20 protein-coding genes are annotated in these 21,935 nt (G+C 70.9%); 8 read left to right on the forward strand and 12 right to left on the reverse strand.

The window, feature by feature from the left end; translation table 11 throughout:
* Positions 1-165 precede the first annotated feature (165 nt).
* Positions 166-1,257, reverse strand: a complete 1,092-nt coding sequence (locus ACFPLC_RS29645) for an FAD-dependent oxidoreductase (RefSeq protein WP_378190761.1) — start codon at positions 1,255-1,257, stop codon at positions 166-168.
* A gap of 70 nt (positions 1,258-1,327) precedes the next feature.
* On the opposite strand from ACFPLC_RS29645, the gene ACFPLC_RS29650 reads away from it, so the two are divergent.
* Positions 1,328-1,888, forward strand: a complete 561-nt coding sequence (locus tag ACFPLC_RS29650; RefSeq protein WP_191314231.1) for a TetR/AcrR family transcriptional regulator — start codon at positions 1,328-1,330, stop codon at positions 1,886-1,888.
* Between the two features lie 279 nt (positions 1,889-2,167).
* On the opposite strand, the gene pgl is transcribed toward ACFPLC_RS29650, so the two are convergent.
* Genes pgl through tkt form a run of 6 tightly spaced genes read right to left on the reverse strand, consistent with a single transcriptional unit; the run spans position 2,168 to position 10,328 of the window.
* The gene (gene pgl / locus ACFPLC_RS29655) at positions 2,168-2,947 is read right to left on the reverse strand and encodes a 6-phosphogluconolactonase (protein WP_378190759.1); all 780 of its coding nucleotides are present in this window, start codon (positions 2,945-2,947) and stop codon (positions 2,168-2,170) included.
* Positions 2,944-3,951, reverse strand: a complete 1,008-nt coding sequence (gene opcA / locus ACFPLC_RS29660; RefSeq protein WP_378190757.1) for a glucose-6-phosphate dehydrogenase assembly protein OpcA — start codon at positions 3,949-3,951, stop codon at positions 2,944-2,946. The genes pgl and opcA overlap by 4 nt, the downstream gene beginning before the upstream one ends.
* Positions 3,948-5,471 carry a glucose-6-phosphate dehydrogenase gene (gene zwf, locus ACFPLC_RS29665; RefSeq protein WP_378190755.1) on the reverse strand — a complete coding sequence of 508 codons (1,524 nt, stop codon included), beginning with the start codon at positions 5,469-5,471 and terminating at the stop codon, positions 3,948-3,950. Before zwf ends, opcA begins: the two co-directional genes overlap by 4 nt.
* Positions 5,468-7,090: a glucose-6-phosphate isomerase gene (locus tag ACFPLC_RS29670; protein ID WP_378190753.1), complete on the reverse strand. Its 1,623-nt coding sequence runs from the start codon at positions 7,088-7,090 to the stop codon at positions 5,468-5,470. Before ACFPLC_RS29670 ends, zwf begins: the two co-directional genes overlap by 4 nt.
* A gap of 8 nt (positions 7,091-7,098) precedes the next feature.
* The gene (gene tal / locus ACFPLC_RS29675; RefSeq protein ID WP_378190751.1) at positions 7,099-8,211 is read right to left on the reverse strand and encodes a transaldolase; all 1,113 of its coding nucleotides are present in this window, start codon (positions 8,209-8,211) and stop codon (positions 7,099-7,101) included.
* 14 nt (positions 8,212-8,225) lie between these two features.
* Positions 8,226-10,328 (reverse strand): transketolase, encoded by a 2,103-nt coding sequence (gene tkt, locus ACFPLC_RS29680; RefSeq protein ID WP_378190749.1) that lies wholly within the window; start codon positions 10,326-10,328, stop codon positions 8,226-8,228.
* A gap of 283 nt (positions 10,329-10,611) precedes the next feature.
* Between tkt and ACFPLC_RS29685 the strand changes: the two genes are divergently transcribed.
* From ACFPLC_RS29685 to ACFPLC_RS29700, 4 genes are all read left to right on the forward strand, one after another.
* A complete protein-coding gene (locus ACFPLC_RS29685; protein ID WP_378190747.1) occupies positions 10,612-11,592 on the forward strand; it encodes a heme o synthase in 981 nt (326 codons plus the stop codon).
* Between the two features lie 89 nt (positions 11,593-11,681).
* Positions 11,682-12,197 carry a hypothetical protein gene (locus ACFPLC_RS29690; protein ID WP_378190744.1) on the forward strand — a complete coding sequence of 172 codons (516 nt, stop codon included), beginning with the start codon at positions 11,682-11,684 and terminating at the stop codon, positions 12,195-12,197.
* Positions 12,198-12,257: 60 nt separating this feature from the next.
* A complete protein-coding gene (locus tag ACFPLC_RS29695; RefSeq protein WP_378190742.1) occupies positions 12,258-14,495 on the forward strand; it encodes a HelD family protein in 2,238 nt (745 codons plus the stop codon).
* Positions 14,496-14,505: 10 nt separating this feature from the next.
* Positions 14,506-15,066, forward strand: coding sequence for an FKBP-type peptidyl-prolyl cis-trans isomerase (locus ACFPLC_RS29700; RefSeq protein WP_378190740.1), 561 nt, complete (start codon positions 14,506-14,508; stop codon positions 15,064-15,066).
* A 66-nt stretch (positions 15,067-15,132) separates the two neighbouring features.
* Here ACFPLC_RS29700 and ACFPLC_RS29705 read toward each other — a convergent pair whose 3' ends face one another.
* Positions 15,133-16,101 (reverse strand): quinone oxidoreductase family protein, encoded by a 969-nt coding sequence (locus tag ACFPLC_RS29705; protein WP_378190738.1) that lies wholly within the window; start codon positions 16,099-16,101, stop codon positions 15,133-15,135.
* 129 nt (positions 16,102-16,230) lie between these two features.
* Between ACFPLC_RS29705 and ACFPLC_RS29710 the strand changes: the two genes are divergently transcribed.
* Together ACFPLC_RS29710 and ACFPLC_RS29715 are read left to right on the forward strand one after the other, a co-directional pair.
* Positions 16,231-16,542, forward strand: coding sequence for a hypothetical protein (locus ACFPLC_RS29710; protein ID WP_378235966.1), 312 nt, complete (start codon positions 16,231-16,233; stop codon positions 16,540-16,542).
* Positions 16,539-17,399: an ATP-grasp domain-containing protein gene (locus ACFPLC_RS29715; protein WP_378190734.1), complete on the forward strand. Its 861-nt coding sequence runs from the start codon at positions 16,539-16,541 to the stop codon at positions 17,397-17,399. Before ACFPLC_RS29710 ends, ACFPLC_RS29715 begins: the two co-directional genes overlap by 4 nt.
* Here the strand turns inward: ACFPLC_RS29715 and ACFPLC_RS29720 are convergent, their stop codons facing one another.
* The gene (locus ACFPLC_RS29720) at positions 17,400-17,558 is read right to left on the reverse strand and encodes a hypothetical protein (protein WP_378190733.1); all 159 of its coding nucleotides are present in this window, start codon (positions 17,556-17,558) and stop codon (positions 17,400-17,402) included.
* Positions 17,559-17,660: 102 nt separating this feature from the next.
* Between ACFPLC_RS29720 and ACFPLC_RS29725 the strand changes: the two genes are divergently transcribed.
* Positions 17,661-18,830, forward strand: a complete 1,170-nt coding sequence (locus ACFPLC_RS29725; RefSeq protein ID WP_378190731.1) for a hypothetical protein — start codon at positions 17,661-17,663, stop codon at positions 18,828-18,830.
* A 199-nt stretch (positions 18,831-19,029) separates the two neighbouring features.
* Here the strand turns inward: ACFPLC_RS29725 and ACFPLC_RS29730 are convergent, their stop codons facing one another.
* The 3 genes from ACFPLC_RS29730 to ACFPLC_RS29740 form a co-directional block, all read right to left on the reverse strand.
* Positions 19,030-19,947: an acyl-CoA desaturase gene (locus tag ACFPLC_RS29730; RefSeq protein ID WP_191314217.1), complete on the reverse strand. Its 918-nt coding sequence runs from the start codon at positions 19,945-19,947 to the stop codon at positions 19,030-19,032.
* Positions 19,948-20,010: 63 nt separating this feature from the next.
* Complete coding sequence (locus ACFPLC_RS29735) at positions 20,011-20,976, reverse strand: COX15/CtaA family protein (protein ID WP_378190728.1); 966 nt, start codon at positions 20,974-20,976, stop codon at positions 20,011-20,013.
* A gap of 218 nt (positions 20,977-21,194) precedes the next feature.
* Entirely contained in the window at positions 21,195-21,920 is a 726-nt protein-coding gene (locus ACFPLC_RS29740; protein WP_378190920.1) for an ABC transporter permease, read from the reverse strand.
* Between the last annotated feature and the right edge of the window lie 15 nt (positions 21,921-21,935).

Below are 21,935 nucleotides of genomic sequence, written 5' to 3' on the forward strand. Positions count from 1 at the left end.
GCAGTCGGTGCTCCGGCGTCCGGATTCCGTAATCGGCTGGGCCGTCCGGGGGATGTTCGACGACGGGCGCTACCCATTGTGTGAGTGCTGTTTCCCAGCGTGCACCAAGACGACCACATCGTGGGAATCATGTTACCCACGTGTGGTCGCCTTTGGGGCACGTTCTCAGGCCGCCATGGACCGGAGGTCGTCGCTCAGCAGGTCGTGCAGGCCGGACGCGCAGGCCTTCGCCATCTCGATCGACCGCGGCAGCATGCCGGCCTCGTATGCCCGCACCGCCTCCTCGACGGTGGATGCCGTGGCCAGCGCGGTCGCCAGTTCGGCCCCGTCCAGCAGGGCGAGGTTCGCGCCGACGCCGAGCGGCGGCATCAGGTGTGCGGCGTCGCCGAGCAGGGTGAGGCCCGGGGTGGTCGTCCAGGCGTGGGGGACCGGCAGGACGTGCAGTGGCCGGTGCGCGAACCCGCCGTCGTGCTCGCGCAGGTACGCGAGCAGGTCCGGGTGCCAGCCCGCGTAGCGCTCGAGCAGGTGCGCCCGGACCGCCGCCGCGTCGGCGAAGTCGAGCTCGGTGGCCCAGTCTTCGGGGGCGTAGAAGGTGGCGTAGCAGCGGATGTGGCCGGTGCTGGTGCGCTGGGCGATGAGCGCCTTGCCGTCGGCCTTCGTCATCAGCGTGCCCTGGCCGGTGCGCGCGGACAGGTCCGGGTGGCGGCGGTCGGCGTCGTCGAGACCGAACTCGACGAACGTGACGCCGCTGTACTCGGGCAAGACGCCGGTCAGGGCGCGGCGGACGCGGGACCACGCGCCGTCCGCGCCGACGACCAGGTCGAACTCCGCGCTGCCGCCGTCGGCGAACGTCACCCGGGCGCCGGGGGCCGCTTCCACGATCGGTTGTCCCCATCGGACGGTGCCGGGGGAGAGGGAGTCGAGGAGGAGGCCGCGGAGCTGGCCGCGGTCGATCTCGGGCCGGGAGTCGCCGTCGGGGGCTTCGTCGAGGACCACCTCGCCGGTGTGCGGGTCGACGCCGCGCATCTGCTGGCCCTCCGGGCGGGCCAAGGTGCGGAAACGGTCGAGGAGGCCGGCCGTGCGAAGGGCGACCTGGCCGGTGTCGGCGTGCATGTCGAGCGTCCCGCCTTGCGGACGCGCATCGGGCGCGGGTTCCTGCTCGAAGACGGTGACGTCGAGGCCGTGGAGCTGCAGGACGCGGGCGCAGGCGAGCCCGCCGAGGCCGGCGCCGGCGATGGCAATGCGAGAGAAGGTCATGTCACTAAGAAATCATAACGACTCAAAAAGTGCAATGACTCAACTTTTTAAGTGAGTTAGACTTCGGGGCATGACGGAAGTGATCGGACGCCGGGAGCGCAAGAAGGCGCAGACCCGGAAGGCCCTGGCCGACGCCGCGCTGGAGCTGTTCCTCGCCCGCGGGTACGACAAGGTCGGGGTGAAGGAGGTCGCGGACGCCGCGGACGTCTCGGTGACGACGCTGTTCAAGTACTTCCCGAGCAAGGAAGCCCTGGTGTTCGACCAGGACGAGGACATCGAGGCGGCGCTGGTCCTCGCGGTGCACGGGCGGCCGCCGGGGCATTCGGTCGTGGACGCGCTGCGCAAGCACATCCTGCGCCTCGCCGAAAGCGCGCCGAGCGGCGAGTTCCTGCGGCTGATCGAGAACGAGCCGGCGCTGCGCGACTACGCCAGGCGGATGTGGATGCGCCACGAGACGGCGCTGGCCCGTGCGATCGCGGAGGAGATGGGCGCCCCGGAGGACGACGTGACGTGCGCGGCCCTCGCCCGGTTCGCGCTGGCCTCCCGCGAGCTGATCCAGGCGCACGAGCACCCCCGCCGGGCGGCGGAGGAGATCTTCGCCTGCCTGCAGCGCGGCTGGCGCACGGAGTAAGGGGGCGCGCGGCCAGGTCCGCCCGCTTTGCGCCGGGGCGGTCGGAGCGCGGCGAGCGGGGATGTTCGCTTCGCGCCGGTGGCGGTGGGAGCGCAGCGAGTAGGGATGCTCGCTGCGCGGCGGGCGGCGGTCGGAGCACGGCGAGGGTGGATGCCTGCTTCGAGCGGGGTGGCGGGCGGTGCAAGCGCGGTGAGCCGGGATGCTCGCCCGCTTCAAGCAATATCCGCCTCAACGAGCGAAGGCCCCCTGCCGAAGCAGAGGGCCTTCCCCGAGCACCACTCAAGCCGTCGGCGGCTGGTACACCTTCGTCAGCTTCCCCGCCGCCGCGCGGTCCAGCAGCCACAGCGTGCGCCGGTGCCCTCGAGCCCCGGCCACCGGCAACTGGACTTCCCCCGCGCCCGCCAGCGCCAGCGCCACCGCGTCCGCCTTGGCCTCGCCCGCCGTCATCAGCCACACGTCCCGCGCCCTGCGCAGAGCCGGCAGCGTCAACGAGATCCGGGTCGGCGGGGGCTTCGGGCAGTTGCGCACCGCCACCACCGACCGCTCGGTCTCGTACGCCGCCGGGGACTCCGGGAACACCGACGCGGTGTGCCCTTCGCCCCCGAGGCCCAGCAGCATGATGTCGAACGACGGCACGTCGCCGTGGTCCTCCGGCCCCGCCTGCGACGCCAGCACCGAGGCGTAGGCCGCCGCAGCAGCGTCCACGTCGGAACCGAACTCGCCGTCCGACGGCGCCATCGCGTGGACGCGCTTCGGATCCAGCGGCACGTGGTCGAGCAGTGCCTCGCGGGCCTGCTTCTCGTTCCGCTCATCCGAATCCGCCGGGACGAACCGCTCGTCACCCCAGTAGATGTCCAGCCGCGACCAGTCGATCGCGTCGCGCGCCGACGACGCCCGCAGCTCCGACAGCACCGCGATGCCCGTGCCGCCGCCGGTCAGCACCAGGGATGCCGACCCCTTGGCCGCCTGGACGTCCACCAGCCGCGTCACGAGGCGGGCCGCCGCCGCGGCCGCCAGGAGGTCCTGGTTCGCGTAGACGACCACTTCCGTCTTGCTCATTTGGCCGCGCCCGAAGCAGCCGAACCGGCCGCCGCGGCCGGCGACGTCACGTCGGCCTTGGGGGGTGCCCCGGTCTTGCCGTTCGTGCCCGACGTGATCTTGTGCAGCCCCTGCAGGGCCGCTTCGTAGACCTCGTCCGGGTCGAGCCGGCGCAGCTCCTCGACCAGGCAGTCCTGGGTGCTGCGCCGCTGCAGGGCGATCCGGCGGGTCGGCTGGCCCGGCTGGGTCAGCGTGCCCACGCGGCCGTCCGGGCGGTGCAGCTCCACCGGGCCCGACTTCCGGTCGAGCGTCACCGAGATGATCCCGGCCGCGCCCGAGCTCTTGACCCGCTTGACCGGCACCTTCAGGTACTCGGCCAGCCAGGCGGCCAGCAGCTCGGTCGACGGCGAATCGGCCTCACCGGTCACCGTCGCGCCGGTGACCTTCTCGTACGGCGGCAGGTCCAGCGCCGAGACGAGCTGGGCGCGCCAGTGCGTCAGGCGCGTCCAGGCCAGATCGGTGTCGCCCTCGGTGTATGCCTTCGCCCGCGTGGTCAGCGCCTTGACCGGGTTCTTCTCCGCGGCCGAGTCGGTGATCCGGCGCTGGGCCAGCTCGCCGAGCGGGTCCTTGTCCGGGTCCTTCGGGCCGGCCCCGGGCCACCAGCACACGATCGGCGCGTCCGGCAGCAGCAGCGGCACCACCGCGCTCTGCCCCTGCGCGGCCAGCGGGCCGTACAGGCGCAGCACGATGACCTCGCTCGCGCCGGCGTCGCCGCCGACCCGGATCTGGCCGTCGATGCGCGGGGCCGCCGTGCGGGCGCCCTTGGCCACCACGATCACCCGCGACGGGTGCTCGCGGCTCGCGCCGTTGGCCGCCTCGATGGCCTCTTCGAGCTTGGCGTCGTCGTCGGCCACGATCACCAGCGTCAGGACGCGCCCCAGCGCGACCTGCCCGCCCTGTTCGCGGATCTCCACCAGCTTCTTGTTGAGTGCCGAAGTCGTGGTGGACGGCAGGTCGATGATCACGGGCGCCTCCATTTCCGGCCGGTGCGCTCCAGCATTTCGTCGGCGGACGCCGGGCCCCACGTGCCGGGCGCGTACTGCTCCGGCGCGCCTTCCTTCGCCCAGTGGTCGAGGATCGGGTCGAGGATCTTCCAGGAGAGCTCGACCTCTTCGTTCACCGGGAACAGCGACGGCTCGCCGAGCAGGACGTCCAGGATCAGGCGTTCGTAGGCCTCGGGGGAGGACTCGGTGAACGCGTGGCCGTAGCCGAAGTCCATGGTGACGTCGCGGACCTCCATCGTGGTCCCCGGCACCTTCGAGCCGAACCGCAGCGTGATGCCCTCGTCCGGCTGGACCCGGATGACCAGGGCGTTCTGCCCCAGCTCCTCGGTCGACGTCGAGTCGAACGGCAGGTGCGGCGCCCGCTTGAACACGACGGCGATCTCGGTGACGCGCCGGCCGAGCCGCTTGCCGGTGCGCAGGTAGAACGGCACCCCGGCCCAGCGGCGGTTCTGCACCTCCAGGGTGACCGCCGCGTACGTCTCGGTCTTCGAGTCCTTCGCGAAGCCCTCTTCCTGCAGCAGGCCGGGCACCTTCGTACCGCCCTGCCAGCCGCCGGCGTACTGCCCGCGCGCCGTCGTCTTGCTCAGCGGCCCGACCGGCGTGACCCCCGAGAGCACCTTGATCTTCTCCGCGCGCAGGGCCCGCGGCTCGAACGACAGCGGCTCCTCCATCGCGGTGAAAGCCAGCAGCTGCAGCAGGTGGTTCTGGATGACGTCCCGGGCGGCGCCGATGCCGTCGTAGTACCCCGCGCGGCCGCCGAGGCCGATGTCCTCGGCCATGGTGATCTGCACGTGGTCGACGTAGTTGGCGTTCCAGATCGGCTCGAACAGCTGGTTGGCGAAGCGCAGCGCCAGGATGTTCTGCACCGTCTCCTTGCCGAGGTAGTGGTCGATGCGGAACACCGACTCCTCGGGGAAGACGTCGTTGACGATCGCGTTGAGCTCTTCGGCGCTCTTCAGGTCGTGCCCGAAGGGCTTCTCGATGACCACGCGCCGCCAGGTCTTGTCGTCGGCGTTCGCCAGCCCGGAGCGGGCCAGCTGCTTGGTCACCACCGGGAACGCGCCGGGCGGGATCGACAGGTAGAACGCGGTGTTGCCGCCGGTGCCGCGTTCCTCGTCGAGGTCGCGGACCGTCTTCGCGAGCCGGTCGAACGCCTCGTCGTCGTCGAAGGTGCCCTGGACGAACCGGATGCCTTCGGCGAGCCGGTTCCACACCGACTCCTTGAACGGCGTCCGCGCGTGCTCCTTGACCGAGTCGTGCACGAGCTCGCCGAAGTCCTGGTGCTCCCAGTCGCGGCGGGCGAACCCGACGAGCGAGAAGCCCGCGGGCAGCAGGCCGCGGTTGGCCAGGTCGTAGATGGCGGGCATCAGCTTCTTGCGGGCCAGGTCGCCGGTGACGCCGAAGATCACCAGGCTGGACGGCCCGGCGATCCGCGGGAGCCGCTTGTCCCGCGGATCGCGCAGCGGGTTGTGCCAGGTCATGCGCCACCCTCCTGTACCGCGCGGACGACGGCCGCGAGGCCCGCGGCCCGGTCGGTCAGGTGCAGGCGCAGCACCGGGCGGCCGTGCTCGGCGAGCACCTGCCCGTCGCCGAGGGCCTGGGCGTGCTGCAGCTGCCCCAGCGTGTACGGCCGGTCCGGCACGTCGAGGTCCTGCTCGACCGCGCCGGTGAGCTGCAGGAAGACGCCGTTCTGGTGCCCGCCCTTGTGATACTGGCCGGTGGAGTGCAGGAACCGCGGGCCCCAGCCGAACGTCGTCTGCTTCCCGGTGCGCTTGGCGATCTCGCCACGCAGTAGGGACGTCGACGCGTCGTCGAGCCGGTCGAGGTAGGCCTGCACGGCGATGTAGCCCGCGTCCGGCGCCGAAGCGAAGAACGCGCGCAGCACGTCGGTCAGGCTGCCCTCGGTGGAAACCCCGTCGCTGCCGAAGATCTCGACCGGACCGTCCACGTTGGACGGTTCCTCGCCGCCCTTCAGCTTCTCCGGGTCGTCCAGCAGCGCGCGGGCCGCCTTCTTGGCCGCCTCGACGTCGGGCTGGTCGAACGGGTTGATCCCGATCAGCCGCCCGGCCAGCGCGGTGGCGAACTCCCAGAGCAGGAACTGCGCGCCCAGCGAGCCGGTGACGGCGATCTTGGCCGCGCCCTGCGGGCTGCCGACCGCGGTGGCCGTGGCGTCGTCGCCGGCGTCGGCGAAGCCGGCCGCCTCCGGGCTCTCGACCGCGACCGGCAGCAGGCCGGTGCCCTGCTTGCCGGTGGACTCCGCGATCAGCTGCTCGGCCCAGTCGGGGAAGCCCTTGATGCCGGAGCCGGTGTCGGCCAGCACGACCTTCTCGGCGCCGGCCTCGTGCGCGGCGGCCCACGCGGCGGCCAGCTTGACCGCCGGGTTGTCCGCCGAGTCCGCGGCGAGCTCCTCGGCCACCGAAGCGGCCTGGTCGAGCAGCCGGGCCACGTCCGCCCCGGCCAGGCCGGCCGGGACGAGCCCGAACGCGGTCAGCGCCGAGTAGCGGCCGCCCACGTGCGGGTCGGCCAGGAAGGTCTTGCGGTAACCCTCCTTTTCGGACAGTTGCTGGAACGGCGAGCCCGGGTCGGTGACGACCACGATCCGCCGCGCCGCGTCGATGCCCGCGTCGGCGAACGCTTTCGCGAAGATCCGCCGGTGGCTGTCGGTCTCGACGGTGCCGCCCGACTTCGACGACACCACGATGACCGTGCGCTCGAGGTCGCCGGCGAGCGCGTCGGCGACCTGGCCCGGGTCGGTGGTGTCGAGGACGGTCAGCGCGACGCCGTCGGTCGCGGTGATCACCTCCGGCGCCAGCGACGAGCCGCCCATGCCGGCCAGCACGACCCGGTCGACGCCCTCGGACCGCAGTTCGGTCCGCAGCGCCTCGATCTCGCCGATCAGCGGCCGCGACGACTTGTGCAGCGTCGTCCACGACAGCCGGATCGACGCCTCGGATTCGGCGTCCGGCCCCCAGAGCGTCGCGTCCTGCGCCGCCAGCTTCGAAGCAGCCTGGTCGGCGACCAGCTGTTCGGCCAGCGGCGCGGCCCGCTCCGCCAGTGCGGCGTCCACGATCTCGACGCCGGTCTTTTCGCCTGTCGTCATGTCGTGCGTCAGCCCTTCGCCTGCTCGAGCTGCCCGTTCACGGTGTCCAGGAGCTCGGTCCACGACTTCTCGAACTTCTCGACGCCCTCGTTCTCCAGCGTCAGGAACACGTCGGTGATGTCGATGCCGACCGCTTCCAGCTGGTCGAACACCTTCTGCGCGTCCTTGCCGTGGCCGCTGACCCGGTCGCCCTGGAGGTCGGCGTGCTCGGCGACGGCGTCGAGGGTCTTCTCCGGCATGGTGTTGACGGTGTTCGCCACCACCAGGTCGTCGACGTAGAGCGTGGGGGAGTAGTCCGGGTTCTTCACGCCGGTCGAGGCCCACAGCGGGCGCTGCGCGTTGGCGCCGTCGGCCGCGAGGGCCTTCCAGCGGTCCGTGGCGAAGAGCTCTTCGTAGGCGGCGTAGGCGAGGCGGGCGTTGGCGACCGCGGCCTTGCCGCGCAGCGCCAGTGCCTCGTCGGTGCCGATCGCTTCCAGGCGCTTGTCGACCTCGGTGTCCACGCGGGAGACAAAGAACGACGCCACCGAGTGGATGCCGCGCAGGTCGTGGCCGTTGGCCTTCGCCTGCTCCAGGCCGGCGAAGTAGGCCTCGATGACCTTCTTGTAGCGCTCGACGGAGAAGATCAGCGTGACGTTGACGCTGATGCCTTCGGCCAGCGTCTTCGTGATGGCCGGCAGGCCCTCTTCGGTGGCCGGGATCTTGATCAGCACGTTCGGCCGGTCGACGGTCTTCCACAGGTCCTTCGCCTCGGCCACCGTCTTCTCGGTGTCCTTGGCCAGGCGCGGGTCGACCTCGATGGAGACGCGGCCGTCGACGCCGTTGGTCGCGGTGTAGATGTCGCGGAACAGGTCCGCGGCGTTGCGCACGTCGGTCGTGGTCAGGTCGCGGATGGTCGCCTCGACGTCGGCGCCCTGGGCGGCGAGCTCGCGGGTCCGCTCGTCGTAGGCGTCGCCCTTCGACATCGCGTTGGCGAAGATCGTCGGGTTGGTCGTCACGCCCACGACGTGCTTGTCGCGGATCAGGTCGGCGAGGTTGCCGGTGTTCAGGCGTTCACGGGAGAGGTCGTCGAGCCAGATCGAGACACCGGCTTCGGACAACGCGGCGAGCTTGTCGTTGCTCATGAATGTCATCCCCTTCAGGAATTCTTGGTGTTCTGGATCGAGCGGCGGGCGGCTTCGACGACGGCTTCCGCGGTGAACCCGAACTCACGGAACAGTGTGGCCGCGTCGGCGGAGGCACCGAAGTGCTCGATCGAAACGTTCACCCCGGCGTCACCGGTGAAGCGGTGCCACGACTGGGCGATGCCCGCCTCGACGGACACGCGGGCCTTCACGCCGGCCGGGATGACGGATTCGCGGTAGGCCGCGTCCTGCGCGTCGAACCACTCGACGCACGGCATGGACACGACCCGCGCCTTGACGCCGTCGGCGTCCAGGGTCTTCTTGGCCTCGACGGCGAGCTGGACCTCGGAGCCGGTGGCGATGAGGACCACGTCCGGGGTGCCGTCGCTGTCGGCCAGGACGTAGCCGCCCTTCTTGACGCCCTCGGCGCTGGTGCCCTCGAGCACCGGCACGTTCTGGCGGGTCAGCGCCAGGCCCGACGGGTGGTCGGTGTCCTCCAGCACGGCCTTCCAGGCGTACGCGGTCTCGTTGGCGTCCGCCGGGCGGACGACGTTGAGGCCCGGGATCGCGCGCAGCGCGGAGAGCTGCTCGATCGGCTGGTGGGTCGGGCCGTCCTCGCCGAGGCCGATCGAGTCGTGCGTCCACACGTAGGTGACCGGCGCCTTCATCAGCGCGGCCAGCCGGACCGGCGGGCGCATGTAGTCGGAGAAGATGAGGAACGTCGCGCCGTACGGGCGGGTGCCGCCGTGCAGCGCGATCCCGTTGAGGATCGAGCCCATGGCGTGCTCGCGGACGCCGAAGTGCAGCGTCCGGCCGTACGGGTTGGCCTGCCACATGTCGGTGGCGGCCTTCTCGGGACCGAACGAGTCGGCGCCCTTCATCGTCGTGTTGTTGCTCTCGGCCAGGTCGGCCGAGCCGCCCCACAGCTCCGGCAGCGGCTCGGCGAGGGCGTTGAGCACCTCACCGGAGGCCTTGCGGGTGGCGATGCCCTTGGCGTCCGGCTCCCACTTCGGCAGGTTGTCGGCGAAGCCCTCGGGCAGCGTGCGGGTGGCCATCCGGTCGCCGATCTTCTTGCGCTCCGGGTTGGCCTGGCCCCAGGCCTCGTACTTCTCCTGCCACTCGGCGTGCGCGGCCCGGCCGCGCTCGGCCGCCTGGCGGGTGTGCTTGAGCACGTCGTCCTCGACCTGGAACGACTGCTCCGGGTCGAAGCCGAGGATCTTCTTCACCGCGGCGACCTCTTCGCCGCCCAGCGCGGCGCCGTGCGCCTTGCCGGTGCCCATCTTCTTCGGGGCCGGGTAGCCGATGACGGTCCGCAGCGCGATGAACGACGGCCGCTGCGTCTCGGCCTTGGCGGCCTTGATGGCCTCCTCGATCGCGACGACGTCCTCGCCGCCCTCGACGACCTGGGTGTGCCACCCGTAGGCCTCGTAGCGCGCGACGGTGTCCTCGGACAGCGCGATGTTGGTGTCGTCCTCGATCGAGATCTTGTTGTCGTCGTAGAAGACGATCAGGTTGCCCAGCTCCTGGCGGCCCGCGATGGACGAGGCCTCGGAGGTGACGCCCTCTTCGATGTCGCCGTCGGAGGCGATCACGTAGATGAAGTGGTCGAAGATGCTTTCGCCGGGCGCGGCGTCCGGGTCCAGCAGGCCGCGCTCGCGGCGGGCGGCCATCGCCATGCCCACGGCGTTGGCCAGGCCCTGGCCGAGCGGGCCGGTGGTGGTCTCGACGCCGTCGGTGTGGCGGTACTCCGGGTGGCCCGGGGTCTTCGAGCCCCACTTGCGCAGCTGCTTGAGGTCCTCGAGCTCGAGGCCGTAGCCGGCGAGGAACAGCTGGATGTACAGGGTGAGGCTCGAGTGGCCGGCCGACAGGATGAACCGGTCGCGGCCCGGCCAGTGCTGGTCGTTCGGGTCGTGGCGCATGGTGCGCTGGAACAGCGTGTAGGCCAGCGGCGCCAGGCTCATCGCGGTGCCGGGGTGGCCGCTGCCACAGTTCTCCACGGCGTCGGCGGCCAGCACCCGGACGGTGTCCACGGCGCGGGTGTCGGTGTCGGTCCAGTCGGCGGGGACGTTACGCCGGAGGAGTGGGTTGTTCTCGCTGGTAGTGGCGGTTTCGGACACTGAACTCCAACTCCCGGTCATGATGGTTGCGGCTGGTCTTCCTCGTTCCGGTTACCCGTACGCGCGGCTACTTATCTCAATCGATCCCGAAGGGACGATATTCCTGCTCGCGGCCATGCGCAGGGGCAATCGCGGCCCGTCGCGGCCAGCCTAGTGCTTGGGCCGGTCGAGGACCCGCGATCACCCACGGGATTCACCACGTCTAACATCGTTCGAGGGTTCAGTAAGGCTGGTTCTTCGGCTACCCGGACTGGTCCCGCCCGAACCTGACGCAGGGAGTGAAATGTCGCCGGTGAACGCTGCGCACGGACGCAGTGAAGACACCAGCGCCGTGCACCCGACCGGTGAACGACCGCACGGTGAGCGGCGCAGCCTCCGCCGGGTCGTCGGCGCCTACGCCGCGCTGGCCAAGCCCCGGGTGATCGAGCTCCTGCTGGTGACCACCATCCCGGCGATGTTCCTCGCCAGCCGTCAGATCCCGTCGCCGTGGCTGGTGCTGGCCACGCTGGTCGGCGGGACGATGGCCGCGGGCAGCGCGAACGCGCTCAACTGCGTGATCGACGCGGACATCGACAAGGTGATGAACCGCACGAAGCGCCGCCCGCTGGTCAAGGACTCGGTGCCCCGCCGCGGCGCGCTGATCTTCGGCTTGGTGATGGGCGTCGCGTCGGCCGCCGTGCTCTACCTCACGGTGAACCTGCTGTCGGCCGTCCTGGCGATCGCGACGATCTTGTTCTACATCTTCGTCTACACGCTCGGCCTCAAGCGGCGCACGTCACAGAACGTGGTCTGGGGCGGCGCGGCGGGCTGCATGCCGGTGGTCATCGGCTGGGCGGCCGTCACCGGCACGGTCCAGTGGCCGGCGTTCGTGATGTTCGGCGTGATCTTCTTCTGGACGCCCCCGCACACCTGGGCGCTGGGCATGAAGTACCGCGACGACTACGAGCGCGCGGGCGTCCCGATGCTGCCGGTGGTCGCCACCGCCCAGCACGTCGCCCGCCAGATCGTCATCTACTCGTGGGTGATGGTGGCGTGGACGCTCCTGCTGCTCCCGGTGACGTCCTGGCTGTACGGCACGTTCGCCATCCTGGCGGGCGGCTGGTTCCTCTTCTACGCCCACAGCCTGCAGGCGGCGGTGCGGCGGGGTGAAGAGACGAAGCCGATGGCGCTGTTCCACCGGTCGAACACGTACCTGATGATCGTGTTCGTGGCCTTGGCGGTGGACTCGGCGATCGGCCTGCCCACGCTCGGCCTGCCGTTCTGAATCCGGCTCTGAGACGGATCGGGACCGCGGTCGCCGCGGTCGTCGTCCTGGGCCTGCTGGTCCTCCTCGGTCGCGGGAAGCTGCCCGCATTGGACGAGACCCTGCTCACCGGCGGCTGCACCATCCCGAAACGGATCACCGCGCTCCCCGGACCGGCCCCCGACGGCGGCTCCGTCCGCGTCGCCGAACAGGGGCCCGGCGCGGCTGTGCTGGAGAACACCAGCACCCTCGCCGCGTACCGGATCGTCGTCACGTCCGAGGCCCGGACGGTCGAGGTGCCGGTGCTGCTGCCGGGGCAGCGGGCCGGGGTCGTGCTCGACGGCCCCGCGGTCGGTCCGGTCGTCTGGATCGCGCCGGAAGCCCTGGGCGGCTTCACACCGGTGACCGCCGACGTAGTGCCCGGCGGCGTTCGCTACCGCTCCGGGAACTGCCGGGCGCTGACCAGCCGGGGCGCCGCGGTGTTGTTCCGTGCCTCGGACGGGCGAATCACCGGCGGCGAACAGTTGCCGCCCGCGAACGTGTCCTGCGCGGCGGGGGAGAAGGTGCTGCCCGGTGGCGTTACGGGTGCCGAGGTCTTTCCCTACTGCGACCTGCGGACGGAATGATCGCGCGGCGGTCGCCGTTACACTTCGTTGGCTCTTTTCCTTGAGGCGAAAGCAGGATCTTTGTCTTCGGACGACTTCTCCGCCGAGCTCGCCCGCGAGCAGGCGTACGTCACCACCCTCTACTCGAAGCTCGACGCCGAGCGCCTCGAAGCCCAGCGCCGCCTCGACGAGACGCTGCGGCAGACCGGGGGCACCCCGCAGGCCCGCACCGAGCGGGACGTCGCCACCACGCTCTACACCGACCGGCTCGCCCAGCTCGGCTCCGTCGAGCAGGGCCTCGCCTTCGGACGGCTCGACTTCGTCCCCGAAAGCGCCGAGGAAACCACCTACATCGGCCGTCTCGGGCTGTTCGACGAGGACGACGACTACAAGCCGCTCCTGGTCGACTGGCGGGCGCCCGTCGCGCGGCCGTTCTACCTGGCCACCGCGGCTTCTCCCGAAGGGGTGCGCCGGCGTCGGCACCTGCGGTCGCTGAGCCGCAAGGTCACCGGGTTCGACGACGAGATCCTCGACCTCACCGCCGCCGACCAGGGCCAAGACCTCGGCCTGGCCGGCGAAGCCGCGCTGCTGGCCGCTCTCGAACAGCGGCGAACCGGCGAGATGAGCGACATCGTCGCCACCATCCAGGCCGAGCAGGACCGCATCATCCGCGCCCCGCTCGGCGGTGTCATGGTCGTGCAGGGCGGTCCCGGCACCGGCAAGACCGCCGTCGCGCTGCACCGCGCCGCCTACCTGCTCTACACGCACCGCCAGCAGCTCACCACCCGCGGTGTGCTCGTCGTCGGCCCGAACAGCACGTTCCTGCGCTACATCGGCCAGGTGCTGCCCTCGCTCGGCGAGACCGGCGTGCTGCTCGCCACCATCGGCCAGCTCTACCCCGGCCTGACCGCCGACGGCGTCGAGTCGCGTGAGGCGGCCGAGGTCAAGGGGCGGCTGGTGCTGGCCGAAGTGCTGGCGAACGCCGTGCGCGACCGCCAGCGCGTGCCCGAGCCGGTCATGGAGATCGAGTACGAGCACGACGTGCTGCGCCTGGACCGCAAGACGTGCACCGACGCCCGCACCCGGGCCCGTCGTTCGCGGCGGCCGCACAACCCGGCGCGGCGCCTGTTCGTCTCCGACGTCCTCGACGCGCTGACCCGCCAGGCCGCCCGCAAGCTGGGGGAGGACCTCCTCGACGGCCAGGACCTGGCCGACATCCGCGCCGAGCTGGCCGCGGACGAGAACGTCGCCGCCGCTCTGGACGCGCTGTGGCCGGTGCTGACCCCGGAAGGCGTGCTCGACGACCTGTTCGCCGACCGCGAACGCCTCGACGCCGCCGCCGGCAAGCTGCTGTCGCCCGAGGAGCGCGCCCTGCTGGAAAGCGGCCGCGACGCTCGCTGGACCCCCGCGGACGTGCCGCTGCTCGACGAGCTCGCCGAGCTGATCGGCGTCGACGACACCGAGGCGCGCGTCGAGCGCAAACGCCGTGAGCGCGAGGACCGCGCGTACGCCGAGGGCGTGCTCGACATCCTCGAGCAGGACGAAGAGATCATCGACGAGGAACTGCTGCGCGTCTCCGACGTCCTCGACGCCGAGCTGTTCGCCGAACGCCAGCAGGCGCGCAGCGAGCTGACCGCCGCCCAGCGGGCCGCGCAGGACCGGACCTGGACGTTCGGGCACGTGATCGTCGACGAGGCCCAGGAGCTGTCGGCGATGGACTGGCGGCTGCTCATGCGGCGCACGCCGAACCGGTCGATGACCCTGGTCGGGGACGTGGCCCAGACCGGCGCGGCGGGGGGCGCGCGGTCGTGGGGCGAGGTGCTCTCGCCGTACGTCGAGGACCGCTGGCGGCTGGAGCAGCTGACCGTGAACTACCGCACGCCCGCCGAGATCATGGCCGTCGCGGCGCGGGTGCTCGCGGAGGTTTCGCCCTCGCTCTCGGCGCCGTCCTCGGTGCGGGAGACCGGGGTGCCGCCGTGGTCGGTGCGTCCCGCGGACCTGGCGGCGGAACTGCCGGACCTGGTGGCGCGCGAGCTGTCCGAAGTGGACGGTGGCACGGTGGCGGTCCTGGTGCCCGCGGGCCGCTTCGACGCGGTCTCGGCGCTGCTGCGCCCGTTCGACGAGCGGCTGAGCGTCCTGACGGTCGAGCGGTCGAAGGGCCTGGAGTTCGACTCGGTGGTGCTGGTCGCGCCGGACGAGGTCGTCGCGGGGTCGCCGCGCGGGCTCAACGACCTGTACGTGGCCCTGACGCGCGCTACCCGGCGGCTCGGCGTGGTCGCCACGGGTGACGACGTGCCGGCACTCTCCGTGCTTGGCTAGGGTGCCCCGCATGCAGAAGATCGGGAAGTTCGTGGTCGTCGCCGTGGCGGCGCTGTCGCTGGCCGCGTGCGGCCAGGACCCCAAAACCGAGACGGCCGCTCCGCCGGCGGGCCCGTCCGTCCCCGCGTCGAGCGCCGCGCCGTCGACCCAGAGCAAGGGCCGCGAGTGCACGGCGGACGACATCAAGACGACGGGCAAGTTCGGCGAAAAGCCCGAAATCACCATCCCGGACGACTGCGACCCGCCGAAGAAGCTGGTCACCAAGGACCTGTCCGAGGGCACCGGCGACGGCGCGCAGGCCGGCCAGAAGCTCCAGATGAACTACCACCTGGTGACCTGGTCGGACAAGCAGGTGCTCGACAGCTCGTTCGGCCAGAAGCCGTTCGACCTCGTCCTCGGCGCGGGCAAGGTCATCCCGGGCTGGGACCAGGGCCTGGTGGGCATCAAGCAGGGTGGCCGCCGGCTGCTGATCATCCCGCCGGACCTCGCGTACCGCGAGGGCGGCAACGGCATCAAGCCGAACGAGACGCTGGTCTTCGTCACCGACGCCGTCTCCGTCGCCTCCGCCTGAGTCCTCAACGCCCAATGTGGCCTTGGGTGCGTGAGACGCACCCAAGGCCGCCTTGGGGCGCTTGGGTCAGGGGATGAGCAGGAGCTTGCCGGTGGTGCGGCGGCCCTGTAGGTCCTCGTGGGCCTTGCGGGCGTCGGCCAAGGGGTACTTGCCGCCGATGCGGATTTTCAGCTCACCCGCGAGGATGGCGTCGAACAGCTCCTTCGAACGCCAGTCGATCTCCTCACGCGTGCGCGTGTAGTGCACCGACGTCGGGCGGGTCAGGTACAGCGAGCCCCCGGAGTTGAGGCGCTGCGGGTCCAGGGGCGGGACCGGGCCGCTGGAGGCGCCGAAGAGCGCGAGCAGGCCGCGGACCTTCAGGCTGGCCAGGCTGCCGTCGACGGTGTCCTTGCCGACGCCGTCGTAGACGACGTCGACGCCCTCGCCGTTCGTCAGCTCGCGGGTGAGCTTGGCGAAGTCCTCGCGGTCGTAGCGGATGACCTCGTCCGCGCCGGCTTCGCGGGCGAGCTTCTCCTTCTCCTCGGTCGACACCGTGCCGATGACGCGGGCGCCGCGCGCCTTCGCCAGTTGCACGAGGAGCAGGCCGACACCGCCCGCGGCCGCGTGCACCAGCACGTCGTGGCCCGGCTTGACCTCGAAGGTCGAGGCGACCAGGTAGTGCGCGGTGATGCCCTGCAGCATGGTCGCGGCGGCCGTCTCGAGGGAGACGCCTTCGGGGACCTTGACCGCGACCGACGCCGGGACGAGCTTGCGGGCCGCGTAGCTGCCGATCGACCCCTGCCAGGCCACCCGGTCGCCGGGCGCGAACCCGGTGCCGTCGGCGGCCTCCACGACCGTGCCGGCGCCTTCGAGGCCGAGCACGACCGGCAGCTCCATCGGGTAGATGCCCTGGCGCTGGTAGGTGTCGATGTAGTTGACCCCGGCCGCGGCGACGTCGACCAGGAGTTCGCCGTCCTGCGGGGCGCGGACGTCCACTTCGGCCGGTTCGAGCACTTCCGGGCCGCCGGTCTTCGTCACCTGCACTGCGGTGGGCATGCGTCCTCCTAGGGTCGGGTTCTCCCGGGTGCAACTATGGCCGAGGCCACGCTGTTCCGCGTTCCGGCGGGTTCTTGCTCCGCCTTCCTCCCCGCCGCCACCCTCAACGGAGGAGCTTCGCTCCGCTGTATGGTTCGGGACGTGACTGCAGAAGACATTGTCGTTCCCCCGACCAGTGCCCAGCTGGCCGCGGCGCGCAAGTTCGTGAAGGCGCACGGCAAGCCGTCCCGCGCGGTGGTGGAGAACATCGGCCGGGCCGGCGCCCGGGTGGTCCTGGTCGGCGCCGACGGTGCCCTCGGCGACGTGGTGGTGCCCTCGGTGGCGACCGGCGAGGCGCTGGTCGAGGCGGTCGAGGACCTGGCGCCGGCGACGTGGGACGCCGAGACGGTGAACCAGACGAAGATCGGCCCGGAGCACCGCCGCAAGATGGCGGGCCGGTGAGCCGCACCGCGGTCCTGGTCAGCTGCGCAGAGCTCCCCACGGGTGACGGCGACGACGACGCCGTCGTGCCCGCGTTGACTTCGCTGGGCTTTTCGGTCTCGTGGGCGCCCTGGGATTCCGCGTTCGACTTCGCCTCGGCGGACGCGGTGATCCTGCGCGCGACCTGGGATTACGCGGCTCGGCGTCCGGAGTTCCTCGCGTGGTGCGAGTCGGTGCCGTCGCTGTACAACTCCGCGGCCGTGGTGCGGTGGAACACGGACAAGTCGTACCTGGTTGAGCTGCTGGACGCCGGTGTGGCGGTGGTGCCGACCTCGCTGGTCCCGCCGGACTCTGTTCCGTCATTCCCGTCGTCGGAGTTCGTGGTGAAGCCCGCGGTGGGCGCGGGCTCCCGCGGCGCGGCCCGGTTCGCTTCGGGTGCCGACGCTTCCGCGCACGTGGCGTCGCTGCACGCCGAGGGCCACACCGCGCTGATCCAGCCCTACCAGTCCAGTGTGGACACTGACGGCGAGCTGGCTCTGGTGTACCTGGGCGGCGTCTATTCCCACGCCTTCACGAAGGGCGCGATGCTGGGGTCCACTATGGATTCCTCCGGGCTGTACCTGGCCGAGGAGTTGGCCCCGGCTGCGCCGCCCGCGGACGCCGTGGCGCTGGCGGAGGACGTCCTGGACGCGGCTTCGGCGTTGCTGGGGATCCTGCGGGCCGAGCTGCTGTATGCGCGGGTGGACCTGGTGCGCGGGGCGGACGGGAAGCCGTTGCTGCTGGAGCTGGAGCTGACGGAGCCGTCTCTGGGCTTCCGGCAGACGGACCCGGGCGCGCCGATGCGGTTCGCCTCGGCGGTGCGGCAGCAGCTGGCGTAGTCACCGGGCCGCCTGCGCGGCTACCAGGACGAGCGCGACAACGGCGCCGATCGCGGTCACGGCCAGGGAGCCGGTGACCAGGTAGAGCCCGCCGATGCCGGCCAGGCCGGTTTTGATCAATTTTCCGAGCGCCCGGGAATCGTCCTTTTCTTTGCCCACCGTACTATCCCTCTCTATGGTGTACTAGTACGCCTTCGTGCAAGCGTGGCTCGTGAAGGCCGGGACCGGAAATGATCTTTGGTGGTGCGGAGGTGTTTCTTCGTGTCGGACTTTTCCCCGGATTGTCGATCTTTGCCGGGGGTTCTCGAGGAGTCGCCCGCAAAGGCCGCGTTGGGGTCACTGGCCAGGCGCCGGGACGGAGACCTGATCGGCGCGCTTTGCCGCGCGGCGGAATCTTCGTCGAGCGGTTCCGGGTCTTCGCTCGGCTGCCTGGTCGACCCGACCGCCTCGGTGCCGAGGGCGACGCCGGAGCAGCGTGCTTGGGCGATCTGGGGCCTGATCGTCGACGAAATCGCCAAGCTGGGGTCGGTGGTGGAACCACGGGAGCATTTCGTCTTGCTGGCCGCGTTCCGGCTCCCGCCGATTCCGGACGGCAGTACGACGTGGGCGGCGAATCTCGGCGATCGATTCGGCCAATTGGCCGAAGTTCGTGGTCTTTTCGGAGAACGGAAGCCGCTGTCCAACACGCCGATGAACAAGGCCTGGGCCGGCGCGCTCGAAATGCTCGCTGCCGCCGTGGCGGGGAAGCTGGGGCACCTTGAGGGCGAAGATTGGCGGCCCTACGTGGAGATCGGGCGGTCTGCCACCGCGGAAACACCACCCGGCGGCGAATCTCCGGACGGGTGCCGTACGCCTTCCGAAGGCGCGCAGCCGGTGTTCGTCGAGCGGATGATCGTCACGGTCGTCATGCACCGCCGGACGGCGCTACGCCGCATCACGGAACGGGACGTCGTCGCCCGCCGGGACGGTGTCGACGGGTACGTCGTTCACGCGTTGACCGGGTGGACGGGGAACGTTGCCGACATTCCGGTGAAGGCCCTGTGGAACTGCCGGCTGATCGCCACATCCGGTGATCCCGGCTCGGCCAAGCTCCGCTTCCGGCGGAAGCTGCGGGTGAACGAGGCCTACAGCTTCGTCTCCGAGGCGACTGACGGGCGTCTGGACGAAGAGCGGAGGTGGATCAGCGTTCAGGTCGATCACCACGGGGTGGCGCGAGGCGGACTGACCATCCGGGTCAACTTCCAGGAGGAGAGCCTGCCCGAAGCTTGCTGGTGGTACGCGGAACAGCTCGAGGTGGAACGCCTGCACCGGCCTCCGTCGGGCAGTCCACGCCTGCTCGAGGTCGGCGATGGCTTCGTGCAGCACACGTTCGAGGGGTGCTGCCACCCGCGGGAAGAGTACGGGATCGCCTTCAGCTGGCCTCGGGGGTGAAAAGAATGAAGCCACATTGCGCCAACGTGGCTCATCCTTCCCTGGAGAGTCCTCAGTTGCCGGTGTTGCCGCCGCCTTCGCCGCCGCCTCCGCCAACGTGATCGTGGTGCACCACGTGCTCTCCTCTATGTATTTTTGTTCGATGCGCAGCTCACTCTCTGCAAGATCATGCTACCGTGGGTGAGAGGAAGTGCTGAACTCAGGCCCGCTTGGCGGCCAGCCGTTCAGCGCGCGGCCACCGCACGTCGGTCGCCCAGCCCAGCCGCTCGAACGCCCAGATCACCCGCGCGGACACGTCCACCTGTCCCCGCAGCACCCCGTGCCGCGCACAAGTCGGATCGGCGTGGTGGGAGTTGTGCCACGACTCGCCCATCGACAGCAGCGCCAGCGGCCAGAAGTTCGCCGCCTTGTCGCGGCTGGCGAACGGCCGTTCGCCGATCAGGTGGCAGACCGAGTTCACCGACCACGTCACGTGGTGCAGGAACGCGATCCGCACCAGGCCCGCCCAGAAGAAGCCCGTCACCACGCCCCACCAGGACCACGAGATCAAGCCGCCCAGGATGGCCGGGAGGGCGAGGCTCAGGGTGATCCACAGCCAGAAGTAGCGGTTCACCCAGCGGACGTCCGCGTCCGCCACCAGGTCCGGGGCGAAGCGGTCGGCGTTGGTCACCTCGCGGCCGAACATCCAGCCCATGTGCGCGTGCCAGAAGCCCTTCAGCAGTGCCGACGGCGAGGTGCCGAACAGCCACGGCGAGTGCGGGTCGCCCTCGCGGTCGGCGAACGCGTGGTGGCGGCGGTGGCTGGCCACCCAGAAGATCACCGAGCCCTGCACCGCCATGCTGCCCGCGATGGCCAGCACCACCCGCAGCGGCCGCGACGCCTTGAACGCGCCGTGGGTGAAGTAGCGGTGGAAGCCGACGGTGACCCCGAGCGTCGCGAACACGTAGAACGCCGCCGCGAGGATCAGGTCGATCCAGCTCATGCCCCAGCCCCAGACCAGCGGGACCGCGATGAGCAGGGCCGCGAACGGCACCAGCAGGAAGGTCTTGAGCACGATCATCTCGCCGGTGCCGCGGCGGTGGGAGATCAGCGGCTTGGGCGCGGTGCGCGACGTCATGGCGCGAACAGTAATACACGGCCGGGTCGCGCACGCCGACGCGGAGTGAAGCCCGCGTTGCCGTCAGGCGGCCGTGAGCTCCCGGGGCGCCGCTGTCAGCGATGTCACCGGGCCGCGGTCGCGGCTGCCGGTCCACAGCGTCGCCGTCGCGATGATGACCGCCATCGCGCCCAGGACGTGGAACGACACCATCGCCTCCGGCACGCCCAGCGCGTACTGCAGCGAACCGAGACTGCCCTGCGCGACCGCGACCACCCAGACCGCCGTGTAGCGCTGCCAGAGGCTCTTCGGGGCGCCGATGCGCAGCAGCTGGAGGCCGAACACCGCGAGCAGCAGCAGGTAGAGCACCAGCAGCCCGCCGTGGACCTGGGCCAGCGCCTCGACCGGGGCGTCGAGGCGATGGGTGTTGATGTCGCCGCTGTGCGGGCCGGCGCCGGTGACCGTGGTGCCCGCCGCGAGCACGAGCCACATCACGACGGCGAGCAGGACCAGGATCGTGCGGCCGGCCGGCGGGACCAGCAGCCGCGGGGCTTCGTCGCCTTCGCGGAACGCGCGCAGCAGCAGCACGGCCAGCCAGACAAGCGGGGTCGTCGCGAGGAAATGGATCGCGACGGTCCACCACTCCAGCTTCGCGAGCACGGTGAGCCCGCCGACGACGGCCTGCAGCACCACGCCGCCGGGCATCGTCCAGGCCAGCTTGACCAGGCGCTTGCGCTCCGGGTGGTCGATCTGCACACGCCACGCCGTGAGGACGGCGATGGCCGCGACGATGATGACGACGCCGGTCAGCAGCCGGTTGCCGAACTCGATCCACTGGTTGAGCGCGTCGATCCCCGAGTCGTGCTTCGGGACGAGGCTGCCGGCCACGCACTGGGGCCAGGTCGGGCAGCCGAGCCCGGACCCGGTGACGCGCACGATGGAGCCGGTGACGCCGATCAGCGCCTGCGCGAGGACCGCGGCGATCCCGACGGCCCGCTGCACGGCGGCGGAGGGAAACGGCAGACGGGCGACGAGGCTGGTGAACGGCACGGCATCGATGGTAGAGCGCGCGGAAAACGCGCTTTCGGCAGGCCCGGACGCCCAGATCTGCGGCGATCCTGCAAGGGACCTAGGTCACGAAGACCGGCGCCCACCCTCCCTGGGGGGCCGTCCCCGTGACCAGTCTATCGGCGGCAGGCGACAAAACCGGCCGAAACCCGTTGCGGCGGCCGAGTTGTCCACACCGGCGGCGCCATGGGGACAAGTGGTCAGGTGAGTTTCGTCGTCCGCGAAGCCAGCCCGCCCGTCAGGACCGCCCACACGGCCAAGACCAGCATGGGTCCGGGCGCGAAAGCCCCATCGACCAAAGCCGCCCGCATCCCTTCCGCCAGCGCGCCTGACGGCAGCAGCTCCACCACGCGGGCCAGCCCCGAAGGCAGCGACGACGGCGCCACCAGGATCCCGCCCGCCAGCAGCAGCACGAACCAGACGATGTTCGCCAAAGCCAGCACCGCTTCCGCCCGCAACGCCCCGCCCAGCAGGACGCCCAGCGCGCCGAACGCCAACGTTCCCAGCATCAGCAGCAGAACCGCCGACAGAAGCCCGGAAACCGATGGCGACCACCCGAGGAACGCCGCCACCACGCCGATGATCACCGACTGCAGCACCACGACCACCAACGCCGCCGCAAGGCGGCCGGCCACCAGGAGCCAGCGCGGCAACGCCGTCGCCGAAAGGCGCTTCAGCACCCCGTAGCGCCGGTCGAAGCCCAGCGCGATCGCCTGGCCGGTGAACGCCGAGGACATCACCGCCAGTGCCAGGATCCGCGGGGTGATCCAGTCCACCCGCGGGACCGGGCCCAGCGACGACGCCGGCAGGATGTCCAGCAGGGACAGCCCGATCAGCAGCGCCAGCGGGATCAGCAGCGTCAGCAGCACCTGCTCGCCGTGGCGCAACGTCAAGCTGACCTCGACGCGCGCGTGCGTGCGCAGCATCCGGCCCAGCGAGCC

The sequence above is a fragment of the Amycolatopsis plumensis genome (assembly GCF_042652605.1).
GTDB classification, from domain to species: Bacteria; Actinomycetota; Actinomycetes; order Mycobacteriales; family Pseudonocardiaceae; genus Amycolatopsis; species Amycolatopsis plumensis.